The organism is Aestuariivivens sediminis, from assembly GCF_022662105.1.
Taxonomy (GTDB): Bacteria; Bacteroidota; Bacteroidia; order Flavobacteriales; family Flavobacteriaceae; genus Aestuariivivens; species Aestuariivivens sediminis.
In genome coordinates this window covers 60,225-75,843 of the sequence record NZ_JAKMCP010000004.1, presented here as the reverse complement: position 1 = coordinate 75,843, position 15,619 = coordinate 60,225, and the positions used below count along the sequence as shown (strand labels likewise).

8 protein-coding genes are annotated in these 15,619 nt (G+C 37.9%); all 8 read right to left on the bottom strand.

Going from position 1 to position 15,619, the window contains the following annotated elements; translation table 11 throughout:
* Positions 1 to 9 precede the first annotated feature (9 nt).
* The 8 genes from MR054_RS11885 to MR054_RS11850 all read right to left on the bottom strand — a co-directional run bounded on the left by MR054_RS11885 (position 10) and on the right by MR054_RS11850 (position 15,357).
* Positions 10 to 1,470, bottom strand: a complete 1,461-nt coding sequence (locus MR054_RS11885) for a glycoside hydrolase family 30 protein (protein ID WP_420868345.1) — start codon at positions 1,468 to 1,470, stop codon at positions 10 to 12.
* A 63-nt stretch (positions 1,471 to 1,533) separates the two neighbouring features.
* Positions 1,534 to 2,817 carry a glycoside hydrolase family 17 protein gene (locus tag MR054_RS11880; RefSeq protein WP_242158043.1) on the bottom strand — a complete coding sequence of 428 codons (1,284 nt, stop codon included), beginning with the start codon at positions 2,815 to 2,817 and terminating at the stop codon, positions 1,534 to 1,536.
* A gap of 2 nt (positions 2,818 to 2,819) precedes the next feature.
* Positions 2,820 to 4,040, bottom strand: a complete 1,221-nt coding sequence (locus MR054_RS11875) for a glycoside hydrolase family 17 protein (RefSeq protein ID WP_242158042.1) — start codon at positions 4,038 to 4,040, stop codon at positions 2,820 to 2,822.
* A gap of 44 nt (positions 4,041 to 4,084) precedes the next feature.
* A complete protein-coding gene (locus MR054_RS11870) occupies positions 4,085 to 7,492 on the bottom strand; it encodes a hypothetical protein (protein WP_242158041.1) in 3,408 nt (1,135 codons plus the stop codon).
* Positions 7,493 to 7,609: 117 nt separating this feature from the next.
* The gene (locus MR054_RS11865; protein ID WP_242158040.1) at positions 7,610 to 9,799 is read right to left on the bottom strand and encodes an immunoglobulin-like domain-containing protein; all 2,190 of its coding nucleotides are present in this window, start codon (positions 9,797 to 9,799) and stop codon (positions 7,610 to 7,612) included.
* A gap of 18 nt (positions 9,800 to 9,817) precedes the next feature.
* Entirely contained in the window at positions 9,818 to 10,711 is an 894-nt protein-coding gene (locus MR054_RS11860) for a glycoside hydrolase family 16 protein (RefSeq protein ID WP_242158039.1), read from the bottom strand.
* Positions 10,712 to 10,740: 29 nt separating this feature from the next.
* Entirely contained in the window at positions 10,741 to 12,153 is a 1,413-nt protein-coding gene (locus MR054_RS11855) for a glycosyl hydrolase family 16 (RefSeq protein WP_242158038.1), read from the bottom strand.
* A gap of 12 nt (positions 12,154 to 12,165) precedes the next feature.
* Positions 12,166 to 15,357 carry a glycoside hydrolase family 2 TIM barrel-domain containing protein gene (locus MR054_RS11850; protein ID WP_242158037.1) on the bottom strand — a complete coding sequence of 1,064 codons (3,192 nt, stop codon included), beginning with the start codon at positions 15,355 to 15,357 and terminating at the stop codon, positions 12,166 to 12,168.
* Positions 15,358 to 15,619 lie beyond the last annotated feature (262 nt).

Below are 15,619 nucleotides of genomic sequence, written 5' to 3'. Positions count from 1 at the left end.
TGTGTTTAGTTAGTTATTCGTTTTATTTCCATCTATTAAGATGGTCTGAATAGCCTTTCCATCAATTGAAAAATTAGCTGTTCTTCCGTCTAAGTTTAAACGTATAGATTTTGGAGACTCTAAATGATTGAACAATACTAAAGCAATAGATCCATCGGGATTATGCGCAGCGGTAGCCATTACGTTGTCATCGGAATTTTCTAAATCTATTATTGTGGCTCCCGGCCTAATATATTTACTGAAATGGGCCATGACATAATACAAGGGGGTAAAATAAATTTCATCTGCATCTTCATCAACAATTACCGGTGCTACACACCAGTTTTTAAACCAGTTTGGTCCGCCTTGCCTATTTAAAACCATATTCCAATCTACCCATCCATCAACCCAATTATTCAGACAACCAATAATGTCCCTTGCATAACGATTAACGGGAGCATATTTTGGATGTAAATATTTATCTTCTTCTGGTGCCCATGTCCAGCCCCAGTCCGTAGCTTCTTTTTTCCAATACCAGGAATCCTCCTTCCAGACAGGAACTTGGGCGTCTACACAAGCTTCAGACTGGATTAAAAACTTATCTGGTGCTTTGTGGTGTGCATATTGTAATGCTTCAGGAAAATAATGAAACGTACTCGCATACCAATGTATCGCTGTGCCGTCAAAATATTTAGAAGTTTCTTCGTTCTTGTATTGTGAATCTACCCACTCCTTAAGATGTTCTCTATTTTGGTCATAGCCTAATATTTTCAAATCTGCCTTTCCTTCTGCCTCTAATTTTGGGCCCAAATGATTCACTACAAAATTGGTCATTTCCTCAGGAGTAAAGTGCATACTTTCCCAATTATTACCATTTCCTAGAGGTTCGTTTTCCACTGTGAATCCCCAAATATCGATACCTTCGGATTTGTAAGCATCTGCATACTTGGAGAAAAACAAAGCCCAAGTGTCATAATATTCAGGGCGCAATTTTCCACCTACCCAACTATTATTATCTTTCATCCAAGGTGCGGCAGTCCATGGAGAAGCAAAAATTTTAAAGCCATCCGTCGATGCCGCCAAAGCGTCCTTGATGAAAGGTATTAAATCATTTTTATCTTCTTCAATTGTAAAATGATCAAGATTTTTATCTCCTTCGATAGGTGTATAAGAGTAATTTTTTAATGAAAAGTCACAAGAATTCATATGTGTTCTTGTTAAGGAATAATGGGCCCCAGATTCACTGAAATAGGCATCGATTATTTTCTTGCGGTTTTCCTTGCTCAAATTATTTAGAAGGTATGCTGATGACTCAGTGAATGCGCCACCAAAACCTGTTATGGTTTGAAATGTTTTTTCAGGATTCAACTTGAGAACGACTTTCTCGTCTGCCTTTTTAAAATCGGTAATTCTGTTCAATTTATTGCCAGCCTCTGAAGTTTCGAAAACTTCAATTACAATCGTTTTATCTTGGTTCTTACAACTTGTCATAAGCAGCGCAACGGTAATAAATAATATTATATGTCTTAAGCTATTCATTTAAATCGCCTTTTTTTATTCGTGTTGATTGACACTCCATTCCTTAAGCGTTGGAGGAACTTGCACCTCTTTCATCAAGGCATCTTTTTCTCCATTATAGGTCTTGGTGATTGGATTGTCGTTTCTTGTAAGCCCATCAAATAGTCCTTTGTCCACTTCATCCCAAAGTGCATATTTTGCTTTACCATCTACAGTAAACAGGCCAAAATGCTTCTCGGAGTTGCCCGGATCATCACCACCCTTCCAGGGTTCATCAAATCCTTCAAAATAAAAACATGACATACCCGCTTCATTAGTCCAATCTCGCATGTGCTTATAGTAAAGTGCCTGTTTGTACTCATCGCATGCTCTAGACCCTTCGGGACTAAAATGATCTGAGGAAAAACTTGCCCACCCCGTCTCACCAATATGAATTGGCTTATCAGCGCCAATACTTTCCATGTATTTTTTTACATTCTCATATTGAGAAATCGCATACTTCTTTGACCTTAACATAGAGATATCAATTATTTCCCTCTCACTTTTACCTTCTAAACCTTCAGGGTTTAACCAAAAATCCGGATTGTAGTGCGTATCATGCATAGGGTAGGTGTGCATGGAAATAAAATCGACAGCATTAATTAGTGTATTTAAATCCTCAGTATGGTATTCTTCTCCACCGCCACCCCAGGAAGCGAAGTTATCGGAACTTGTTATCCACAAGCTCATCGGTAATTTTCCTTCTTTCTTTAAATCTTGAAGATAATTTACCCATTTTAAGATAATCCAAGGCTCTACATAATAACTCGTCGCCCATTTCACCATCGCTTCATTTCCTACAGCAATTACCTTTACAATATCTGGATATTGGTTTGCCAGTTTCACCACTTTTTCCATTTGTGGTTTATTGGCCTCACTTTCTATATTATGAATAGGCTCTTTGTCCGTCCATGCATTTTTACAATCTATCCACGCTCCAAGCATCACATACATTTCAAAACTTGGATCATTTTGCTTTAATTCGCTAATTGCTTTTAATAAATTCTCGGCTTGGGGTTTGTGAACTTTATATGTTCGAATGATTCTAATACCCAAGGCATGCAAGAGCTTCATATCTTCCTTTAGCTCATCATTAGTGGGTTCAATACTATGATCGGGGTGTCTATATCCACCATAAGACATGGCCAAATATTCAGGATTGCCTAAAATATCTTTGGCAGTTATCTGTTCATTTTCATTAACCACATGGTCACTCTTCTTTTTTGAAGTATTACAAGAAGACAGGAACAAGAGCAATAAGAGTATTAGAACATTCTTCATAATTAATAATTATAGGTAGTTTCTATTTTTAAAGGAGGTACATGAACTTCTCGAATTAAATCTTCCACTTTACCGTTGTATGTTTTGGTAATTGATTGGCCATCTCTTTTTAGGCCCTTAAAAATTCCATTATCCACTAAATCCCAAATAGCATATTTTGCTTCTCCTTTAAGATTTATTAATCCAAAATGATTTTCAGATCCAAATGGGTTTTGAGCGTCTTTCCATTGCTCATCAAAGGCTTCAAAATAAAAGCATGAAATATGTTCCTTTTTAGTCCACTCCCTCATGAGTTGGTAATATCTTCCTGATTTGTATTCGTCCGCTGCTTTTGAACCATCAGCCCCATAATGCTCATTTGATAGGGTAGCCCAGCCGGTTTCTCCGATATGAACGGGTTTATTAATCCCTAAGCTTCTCATATAATTAGCCACACCATCATATTGCTGTTGTGAAAATAACAAGGCTCGTTGCATTGCAGATTCAATTTTTTCAATATCTGGCAAATTTGATTCTTCCTCAGGAACAAGCCAAAATTGAGGATTATAATGAGAATTGTGCATAGGATAAGTATGCATCGAAATGTAATCTACGGCCCTGATTAGGTTATTCAAATCTTCGGTATGATAACTTGGGTCGCCTCCGCCCCAAGATGAAAAATCGTCTGAGCTCGTAATCCAGAGATCTTTATCAAGTTCGCCCTTTTCCTTCAATTCTTGTAGGTAGGTTACCCATTTTAAAATTACGTTTGGTCTTACAAAATAGCTTGTGGCCCATGTTACCATCGCTTCATTACCAACGGCAATGATTTTTACTATATCTGGATATTGTTTGGCTAATGCAACTGCCCGATCAATTTCTCCTGCATTCTGCTCACTTTCCACTTCATGATTTGGTATTTTACCTGTCCAGGCATTTTTGCAGTCAATCCAAGCACCCAACATTACATACATTTCAAAATTGGAGTCTTCCTTTTTAAGATCTCTAATAGCTTTAAGCAAATTAGAAGCTTCTTGGAGTTGTACGTTGTAGGTTCTTAGAATTTTAATCCCCATGGCAGATAAAATTTTCATATCCTCCTTGAGTTGGGATATGGTAGGTTGAATGTCCCTAGTCTTCTCCCGGTAACCCCCATAAGACATGGCTATATAGTTTGGATCTTCTAAAATATCGGCAGCAGTTATGTGCTTTTCCGTGCTTGTCTTTATTGTGTCTTTTATCATTTTTAATAAAAAATGTTGTTAAATAAAACCTTATTTATTGTCTTCTAGCTGTTTATAAGAACTTCGATTTGATTAATTTCTCCTTTTCTTTCAAAGATTAATTTAGAGGTATTTGAATCGAGTCTCAAACTATCTATGTGTTTCTTGTCCCCATTGTTATAACATATTTTTATGCCCGTTTTAGAAGATTTCTTATAAATGACTGGCACTTGGCAATACGTAAAACCTAGTGAGTTACTGCTTAATGAAATTGATTGATTGTCGTTATTAACATTCGTGAAATCAAAAATTGCAGAATCGTTTAAAAACTCACTTGACTGTAGCAGTCTTGGATTGAATTTAAGCTCTCCACCTTCAACAAAAACACCTAATTCTCCAAAACGACTTAAAATATCTTCTTTAACTTGCCCAGTCATTCCTGGTTGTTGCGCACCTTTAGTCGCCGGAGTATGAGAATATGGGTCTGTCGGGAAAGCACCATAAAGCTCAGGAGATTTGTGAACACCTATTCCCGCATTAATCTCATAATAATGTTCTAGTAATTTCCCAGTTACAACCTCACTTTCATTGCTATGAATTGCTCTCCAACAATTTTCTTGTACCGCCAATAATAACTTTGAAACCATATGCCAATAAATTGAGCCTAAGCCTTCATAACCAAAAAATGTCCCTGAACGTCCAGTAAAGGATTTATGATCGAAAATATCTTCAAATATTTGGAGCACAAGTTGTTTTTCGGATTCGATTAAAGATTTGTACTTACTATCAAGGCTGTCAATCGCATCTTTTAGGCTATTGGCGTTATTGAAATTCGCATTGAAATGGTAATTGCCTTTTATGTCCTTTAAGATAATCTGCCTATTGCCATCTTCTATTAGTCTTTGAAGAAGACTTGATTCTTCAACTTTATTCTTAGGAATATTATTCTTCTCATCAAATTTTGGCAGTTCTTTATCCGGATATAAAATATAACTGTATTGGTCTTCCCTAAAAAGAGAGCTCTGTTTTAAACCATCCAACAAATCCAAGGCTTGAGTAGGGGATAGGTATCCTGCACTTAGAGCAGCCACTTGACCTTCCAGCATCTCAGGCAAGTATGAAATAGATACCTCATCATCATTCTCTACAGTCATCAAATTATAAGCGTGATACATATTATCATTGCGCTTGTTGGCATTAATGCTTTGTTCTAAGAAGGATTTTGTTACTTTTATAAATTGATCAATATTTTCGAGACTTAACTCCGATTTATTACTTGAAAATCCTTTCTCATAAATTAGACCTCGATAATTACTTCCAGCATTACCCAAACCGTCTAAAACGGTCTTTCTGTCTTTATCGGAAATCGTTCCCTCTAAAATATGGGCATTATTATTTAAAGTGTTGACCACACTATCATAAAAGGTTTTTAATTCATCAGAAATGAGAACCTTCCCTACATTCGATTTCGCAACTACTTTTTCAAAAAAACTTAAGAACCTGTATAGATAGTAAAGAGTGACCATTGAAACGCCATTACCAACCAAGGCATTGTTGGCATCATTCCATTCCGGTCGCTGCGTATTGAGCCAAATTCCTCCCTCCGGTATAAAATTGGAAATCTTTGAAAGAACAGTCGCCAATAGTTTCTCTATAAGATTTACATGATAGATACTATTGTTTTTATCTCTTAGTATTGCGCCATCAGCTCCCAATTCATTTCGCCTTTCGTTTATCTTTCGATCCAAGGAATGGTCAAAATCAATCGTGTCTTTTGGGTTTCTTATGGTTGCTTCGTAACTCTTAATTATATAAGGTACATTAGCGTAAACAAAAATGTCTTGATTAAATCGTTTTTCTAGAGCTCCTGGGTAGTATTCTTCTATAAATTCTAAAAACTTCAGCAAATAAATGATTTGATGATCACCCCAATAGCCAATATAGGACCAAGGATCATGTTCTTCAATTACTTCCCAGTCAAATCCATCTTTGGTTATGCGATAAGGATTGTACCCTTCAAAAGTCGTCGCATTTAAAAACTTATGGATCATGCCTTCTATAAATTCGGGGTAGGAGATGGCTAAAGCCTCCCAATTTTGAAAAATATCGCGCCAATTACCCTCGTAGTCCAAAATTTTTGATCCATCAATTTCGTTTCTCGTGTTTATAGAGAACCTGTTCCAAGGCCTACTCGGGTCTCCGTGTCTTCTGCTGAATTTAAGAGGTAAATATTCCAAGCATAAGCGCTGAAAATCCTTATTCTCATCTTCTTCAGCAAGCTTTTGAATATGCTTTAAAGAAATAATTCCGGTTAATGAATTTAACGCGCTCTTTCTGCCATTAAAAACATCCTTATTTGCCTTTTGCAGATATTTTATAAAATCTTCCCTTTCAATATTATAGCCATCGTCAAAAATACCACCACGCATGATATTGAAAAGTGTATTGGAAAAATGGCGCATATTGATTAGAGGATCCTTTGTTAATTGTAGTCCATCTGAGGCGGCAACAAGTTTAACAAGATTTTTGGTTCCCAAATCAATGTCATCCTGAACAATTTTCAGTAAATCGTCTGACTTCAATAGCTCTGCAACACCAATCACATCTGAAATTGACTGATTGACATTGGCCGCCAACAACCAACTTTCCTCTGACTCTGTTTGAAGTTCAATCATTGAAGATATAAAATAAGCCCCTTTTTCAGCCTTAATATCAACTTCCTGTTCTACCGATTCCCCTCTTCTAAAGCGGTCCAGTTGCAGCGAAGACAATAAATAAGTTGGATTTTCTAAACCATTGGACCAAGCGATATTAGCTTTTAATGATTCACTGGGTTCTGCTTTATCTACTATAACTGCACTAAGCGCATATATCCCTATCCCTGTCTCTTCGCGCAATTCATTTCTCTTATAGGCATCAACCAAATTACTTCTGCTGTTCTGTAAGTCAGATGTTACATTAGCTGGTAAAATATTTTGTAATCCATCCAAAACGTCAATCTCAAGAGTGTTTCCAGAATGGTTGCTTAAAGTAGATTTTTTTACAAAACCAAAATCATTGCTTGAATTCCATTCATATTTAAATGTTAACCCTAAATCTAAATTGATTTCTTCAAAAACAATTTTGTTGCCATAGATATTTTTATAAAGATTCCTTTTTGTTTTGTAAACACCCATTTGACGAATAGAAAATGGTTCCCAAATTTTTATTCCGTCATTATCCTTTATTTGGAATATGGACTTACTACCTGTAATCTCCGCCATTTCGGTGATTTTGTCATCTGTGTAATATGGAAACAAAGAAGATTCTGAATTCTTTCTACCTGCAGTTAAACCACCATTACTTGAAATAAACATCCAGTGATTGGAGTCGCTCACAATACTCATAAAAAATGGTCGCATTTTATCGCAATTGGAAATCTTATAGAATTGTTCTCCATTAAGATTTACTAATTCTCCCTTTACCTCTTTCATTTGGTTAGAAAATTATGGTTTGTCTTGAAAAACTGTGTTTTTAGTTTTAAATTCTTATCGTTTATATAAAAAAGGCTAGCTAGCAAAATTTAGCTAGCCTCTACTACGTTTTACAATTTATTTTGCAACTACAGAAACGTTATCAATATTTATAGTTCCTCCACAAGTTGCAGCTCCTCCACAAACTAACTCGAATAATAGAGAAACCCCTCCGTCTACATTACCAGCAGTCGTAAACTCATAAGTTCTTGTTGCCCAATTTGCTGTAACACTTGCATCACCAGCCACTAACACATGTTGCGTTGCAGGATCATTAGAACCATCAGCTGGTTCAGAAAATGTAAACGCCTGGAACACTGCGCCATCTACTAATGCCGAACTTGCTTGAATATCAAAAGTTACTACATAAGTGGTGTTTGGCTGTATTGTACCTACTCCAAATCTCTCCTGTTTTAACCCTGGGTTTGCTCCTTGTGCAGTTGTTATTTGACCAGAATTAGTACCTCCTCCGTTGCTTATGCTTGTAGAAATGGTTGTAGTCCCTCCATTGTCAAAAAGACCCCAACAATCAGCATTAGCTTCAAAATCTCCATCTGATATAAAATCTCCAGCTGGTGGTGCTGGACAGGTGCCGCCACCGCCACCGCCGCCACCGCCGCCGCCGCCGGAGCCACGGTTCAGTTTCAAGTCATCGAAATAATATGTATTTGTACTTGCTGTTGCCAAATCGAAGAATATTACAAGCCTGTCGTATATACCGCTATCTCCTGCACCAAAAGGAATGGTTAACTCTTCCCACTCATTTGTTTTTGTTGTAGCTGCAGTAGACGCTCTATCTCCAGAATTTGTAGCTCCACTAGTGGTTTTATCCTCAAGTTTCAGAGTTACTTTGTAACCTGATACAGGCGAGAAGACCTTTATAGTGAAATTATCGCCGTCTGCAAATGTGAACTTTTCGTCGAAATCAATTTGCAAATTATCCCAAGGCTGAACGTTAGATTTGGTTACTTTTCCAACCTTACAGGACGTATTTACCGACCCACTAAAATCCGGGTTGTCAACGTACTCATACGTTACATTATCTTCGAAGAATTTATTTGACTCGCCCCCTTGAGTAGCCGTTGTGCCAGGGTCGTTCATAAAAGTTAAATTAAAATCCGAAGGACTTAAAGACTGCATGGTCTCGGCGGTACAGCCGCCGCCACCGCCGCCACCGCCGAGGTTAAGCTTGATGTCATCTATGTAGTACGCATTCGTATTTGCAACACCTTGTAAATCGAAGAAAATTACCATTTTATCATATTTTCCACTGCTGCTAGCATTAAACGGAATGGTTAACTCTTCCCATTCATTCGTCTTGGTAGTCTGAGTAGTGGATAAGACATCTCCAGAATTTATAGCTCCGGCCGAACCTTTATCTTCAAGTTTCAGGGTAACATTATAACCAGAAACTGGAGAGTATACTTTCATGGTAATACTTGAACCGTCTGTAAATGTAAATTTATCAGCGAAATCTATTTGCAGGTTATCCCATGGTTGCACGCCAGATTTAGTAATTTTACCAACTTTACATGATTTATTTACATCATTGTCTATATCTGGGTTGTCTACATATTCGTAGGTTACATTATCCTCGAATATACTAACCCCGCCACCGGCAACTTCAGGATCGGTTAAAAACGTAATATTAAGGTCCGCAGTATTATAGGACTCTTCGGTTTCTGCTTCACACGCAATAGCAGAAACGATAACGGTTCTCTGAACTTCATCTGCTGCATTACCCTGTGAATCGGAAACATTATACGTTATTACATAAGTCCCCTCTGTACTAGTGTCTACTGTATCGCCTCCAACAACGATATTAGCCGTAATATCCCCATCAACTTCATCAAGTGCTGTAGCACCAGGATCTGTAAACGTATCTCCTAATGTCACATTTATTGTTGCGTCTCCTATTAAAGCAATTAGCGGTGCTTCTTTATCTAATACCATTATTATTGACTCAAACGTATCTGATGCTCCGGCAACATTAATTGCAGTTAATTTTACCGTATAAGATCCAATACCGTAAGCGAATACAGGATTAATTAAACTTGAGGTGGTACCGTTTTGATCACCAAAATTCCAGGTATACTTATTAGCATTCTCTGATATGTTAATAAATGTAGCCACACCCTCATCACTTAACGTATAAGTAAAGCCTGCAGTAACGGTTGGTAAAGTCGCATCATCGTCTTCGCAACCTATAAAGGCAATGGCCAAAATAAGTATTGAAATTTGTTTAAATTTTCTTAATAATTGTTTCATTGTTATTTTTTTTAGTTGTTACTGTTTGTATACTCTTACGTAATCGACAAGCATGGTTTGTGGGAATATCTCATCAGTGTCTGGAGCTCCAGGGAAATTTCCTCCGACTGCTAAATTTAGAATAATGTAATATGGTTTATTGAATACCCATTCGCCTAACTCGCCAGTTTCATTTTCAGGCGTTACTACGAGATCAGCGGGTGTTATTTGGTTGTATAATACATCGTCAACATAGAAATTTATATAGTCTTGACCCCACTCAATACCAAATATGTGAAATCCTGCATCCAAACGCTCTCCTATATCATAACTTTTTGTAATTTGACCTTGAGGCGTGGTTAAACCTGAATACCCTGGCCCATGTATTGTGCCGCTAATTTCTGTGGGTTCTTGTCTTCTGTATTCCATAATGTCAATTTCTCCACATAATGGCCAATTGGAATCAAGCTGCTCTCCAACATTTTCACAATCAGCTCCCAGTAACCAAAATGCTGGCCATAACCCCGAACCTGCAGGTAGCCTTATACGCGCTTCGAAACGCCCATACTGTTGTTCAAATTTTCCCTTTGTAGAAAGTCTTGCAGACGTGTAAGTAGAATTTTGAAAATTCTCTTTCTGGGCCGTAATAAGCAACACACCATTCTGTACGGTTATATTTTGTGGACGACTTGTATAAAACTGTAGCTCACTATTTCCCCAGCCGTTAAAACCAGTTCCTGTATCGTAACCCCAAATATCAGGGTTTGGAGTACCATCTGTATCAAACTCATCTGCCCAAACAAGTTTATTAAAAGTTGCTACTGTTTGTGTTTCATCCGTATCACAACTATAGATAACTAAAACCGCTATCAATAGAAGGGAAATGAACAGAAAGGGTTTTGTGTTTCTTGTATGTTTCATTGTTTTATTCATATTTTGAATTTTAATTATCTCACTTATTCTTAATAGAAGTAAATATTATCTAAAATGAAATCCGGGCCTCCAGCTAAAATAATCGCTCCCAAATTGTTCTTTTGAGCAGCGAGGTCCCCGTCTAAAGGAATATCTATAGATGTCCAGGCCCCAACAGTTAAACCAGTAGCATTATATCTTTTATCCTTGTCATCTCCATCAGGAAAACCAGTGAAGATATTTGTTTCTATCTCACCATTTGCTCCAACATCTCTAATTTGGATGTTAACATTGGTTCCTGGATTCTCAGCATAAATATCGACATGCATATGTGTTAAAGTTGATGCGTCTATTGTGCTATCGAAAATAATACCCGTAAAATTATTATTTGAATATAAGAGTACCTTTTGACCTGTTGCACCTAATTCGGTTGTTTGTGTAGTTGAACCGCCGAAACCAGGGTTAAAATTACTAATAGTAGCAGGTGTATATGCATCGCTAAAAATAGACTTTACATCGGCCGCTGGTCGTGTTGGTACAGGAGCAAGTGCCAAAGCCCCACTAGAGGTTATTGTTATAGATCCCACTGCTTTTATTCCAGCTAATGATGCCGTTACTTCAGCAACACCTTCTCCAATAATAGTTGTAACTCCTTTCTCGTCTACAATTGCAACGTCGGTATTAGATGATATAAAATTAAAATATGCAGGTGCCGTGTTAACTGTTACATCTCTTCCATCGGCGACATTAAATTTTGCCTGTAATCCAGACGCTGCAAGATTAATTTCACTTCCCGAAAATGTTTGCAACACGCTATCTTCTCCAGAAAAGATTATTGGTCTTGGTTGAGAAACCGAGCCTTCGTTTTCAAATTTAAGCTCGTCTATCCAAAACGTATATCCATTTCCGCCTGTCTCTTGTGTCCCCGCAGAATACCAAAACATGCCTCTTTCTTCAATCAATTTAGAAGGGTCTGGAATAGGGATAACATACTTAGACCAATTTGTTCCCAAACTTACACTTGATGCATTAACCTGATATTTGTTACCCAAAAAATCTTGTCCAAAACCCAACTCACCTATAACAACTCCTTGGGATGCCTTGGCCCAAAAAGTGAGCGCATTATAACCCGTTAAATCCCTTCCTGCCCCATCTATCCTAAAAATGGCTCCTGCATAATTCCCTTCTGGATCATTTGCATTAGGCACATCAAAACGCATGGAGGCATCACTATTGTAGCCTTCATTTTCATCTACAGTCCAGGCTGTGGGCTTAGATCCAGCGAAGGGAAAATAAAAGTCAGATCCCAGTCCTACTGGCGAATCTGAAAAGATTTCAGGAGCGTTTGCGAATTTAGCGAAAACAGCTTCATCTGAAAGCTCTCTTTCGCAACTCACCAAGGCAACAGAAAGAAGCCCTAAAAGGCAGGTCTTATATCCTAATTTTAATTTAATGTTTTTCATTTTCATAATATTTTATTTACCAATGTTGATATGTACATATGTTCTAATTTCCCATTCGCTTCCGTTATCAAATCCAACCGGGCTAAGTGGTGGAACAGGAGGGAAGGTGTTTGGGGGAACTGCCGTTGGTGCATATCTAGGAGAAAACTCATTTAAAGAACGCCAGGTTCCTCTTACTCCAATTTTCGTCTCGGGAAGAATAAACCAATCTGGTTTTCCTATCGAGGTTGAAATATCTATCATATTTTGAACAGGAAAGGTTAAGTTAAAATCTCTGTGATAATCAAAAGGACCCCAGTCATTTACTTTGAAACCATACTCAAATTTCCATTTCTTAAAAATCATTTTTATGTCACCTCCAAATCTATCAATAGTTCTATCGCTATCCCCGTTGGCCTGAGCGGTGCCGCCATATAGGTTACCTATAATCCCTAAGTCAGGACTCACTTTGGAAACGATCCTAGAGCTTATTTCCCAAAGATCCTGTGCGGGAGCTGATTGAGGGAAAGCAAAAAATGTACGATTTGCCAAAAACCCAATAGCAGCATCCTGGGCTGTAGGATGATGTCTATAAACAAAACCTAAGTTAAAAGCAAACTTAGCATCTTCTGCTCGGTCGTTATCCCATTCGTAAAACCACGATCCTGGTGTTGGGTCGTAAGTTAAAAGTAATTCCCCTGCCGTAGTTTCTCTGTTACCTCCTCGGACAGCAAAAGGATCGTCAATAAAGTTTCTTAACCTACCAGGAGCAGAAACATCATTAGGCATTGGGTCTACCAAGGGTTTTTGCCAAAGAAAATTAGGTGCAATTTGCCAATTTCCCATTAAGTAAGTAAACCCAGAAAGTATGTTGGTTTGGTTACCACTTCCCGAATCTTTGAGTTTCCAGCCCGTAAAGGTTCTCGTAGCATCAGCGCCACCATTGGCAACCAAGCCCATATAAGCGGCTTGAGCATACCAATTAAACTTTCCTGCTTGAACAGTTATCTTAGCTTTACCGCCCCAATTATCATCCGAATTAATGATGTCCTGATAAACGACATAGTTTCCTGATTCTCCTCTTACATCTTGAAAAGTACTACCATTAAGAGGTCTGCCCCCCCAAATACCGCCCAAGGACAATCCAAAACTTCCAAATTCTTTCTCGAGGACCAAAGTTGCACGCTCAGTAGGCCATGGTGGAATAACGCCCGAAACAACCTGATTTGCATCCAAGACACGGCGGCCATTTTCATCAAAAGTTAATGATGTATTCAAATCCCTATGGTATATACCGGTGATGTCCCAGTGTTTTAATTGAGTTCTATATTTCACCAAGAAAGTAGGATTGGCTCCCCACCATAACTGAGGTCCAAATGCGGCTTTCAAACCTTTATAAGCCCTTTTGCCGTCAATTTCCAAGCCTAAAATTTCCCCATTATAAATATCTAAATTAGGGCCATAATTTGCTTCGGGATATACGCCAAAGAAATCGCCTTCATAGCCCCAGTGATAATGCCCTGTTCTGTAAAACCCTCTAACATCAGCATGTTTGGCATCCCATTCGAACTCGGCGTTGTAAACTCTTACTCGGTTATTGTCTGTAATAACAACCTCTTCTCCTTGATTATTTATTACAGTTATTGGACGACCAACATTTTCATAAAAAATCTCATTAATCGGATTCTGAGCCACATTACCAAGTATGTTGAAATTTACTTCGGCACGCATATTAGTTGTTGGCCTACCTTCAATACCCACGTAATAGGACTGCATATGATCGAAACCTAATTGATTAGGATATACTTCTGCATCAGGATCTGGGTTATCCGGCGTAGTAATTAAAGACCCTCCAGTATTAAACGTACTAAATTCCGCTCTTAACGTACTAAGTTTAATTTTTCCGCCCTGAGTGGCTTCAAAAGCCGCTTTGTCTCCTCTTGCCTTTAGGACAGCATCCATTAAATTAATATTATTAAAATAATTCTGAACAAATGAAGCGTCTACACCTTCCTCGTAAGGGTTTAGCTCATGGGCATCCTTTAGGGCATAATATGCAGCTCGAGGAAACAAATCGTAAAGACCTCTTGGAGAAGTTGGTCCTTTAGCTGTAATCCCAAACCACTCTTCATTCATATTGTTCTCTCCTTCCCTAAAATCCCTTTGATAACCTCCATTGGCCCAAGATGCATTCGTGTCGTGTATATCCGCATTTTCTCTTTTATCAAAACCATACTTCCACCAGCCATCACTAAATTGAAATGTGAATCCTCCTATTGAAATTTCTGTCTTGCCTAAACCTGCGGCATGAAGATAGATTTCCCTCCAGTTTTCTACCATGTAATAGGCCTGTGATTTTTGATCTTCTTTATTCTCAATAGCATTAAACGCATCGGCGCCAAACTCTGTGAACATAATTGGCATATTCAGTTTCTCCTTCACCGTATCGAACATGTCAGTAAATGAAGGACCTCGATATGAATTAACTCCATAAATATCCACATCTTTACATTCCTCAGCAACAATATCAATAAACAGAACATCTCCATTACAAATAGCCACAGGATGGGAAGCATCCATAGACTTCATCATTTTAGCAGCCTCATTCATAAGTCGATACATAGGGCGACCTCTGCTTTCTCCTATAAATTGTATTCTTCCTTCATCATCAGGAAAGTCTTCGGTTTCAGCTCCCGCCCAGAACAAACCATAATTGTTTTCATTTCCCAATAGATAAAGGAGCAGACCAGGGGTGTTTTTGTAACCCTCGACAAGAGTCTTTACTTCATTGAGTAAATGTTCTTTGGTTTTTGGGTCGTCATATATAGTTACGGGTGTCCAAACACCATCTAAGGTAAGGCCGTAGCGCCCAAAAGAATGGTTAAGCATGGTATATATACCATAATTCTCATAAATGTACTTTATCCATCTTGCAGGTACACCTGTATATTGGCGGATCACATTCACATTCATGTTTCTTAGTAAGGACATTTCGGTATCTAGCCCTGCCCTAATGATGTCATCTGGTTTATTCCAAAAGTCCGCATTTACAGTATTTGTACCTATAGGTATGTAATCCCAGTTCATACCATTAATCATGAAATCCTTGCCATTGACTACCAACTTCATTCCTTGGGAATCCTTAATAACCTCTACTTGTGCTTTCTGAGCAAATATTGAAGTAATAAATAATAAGAGCAATGCATTTAGAAGCTTGTTTCTCATAGTTTCGTATTGTTTAAAAGTTGTTGTAAATAGGCTAAATAACTTATCAGGCGAGAATTGGGTCACCTAAAATAAAATAAATTAAGGGATTAACAACAAAAATCACCACTACAAATTGCATACGTCGAAAATCGTAAGAAAGCTAGTTCTAACGATAGATTTTACTCACTTAAATCCACAAATGTCGTGGTAATGTATGGGTGTTTTTTGTAATTGTTGTACTCATATTGGTTTGCCTCTTGAAACAATCCATCCTCGCACA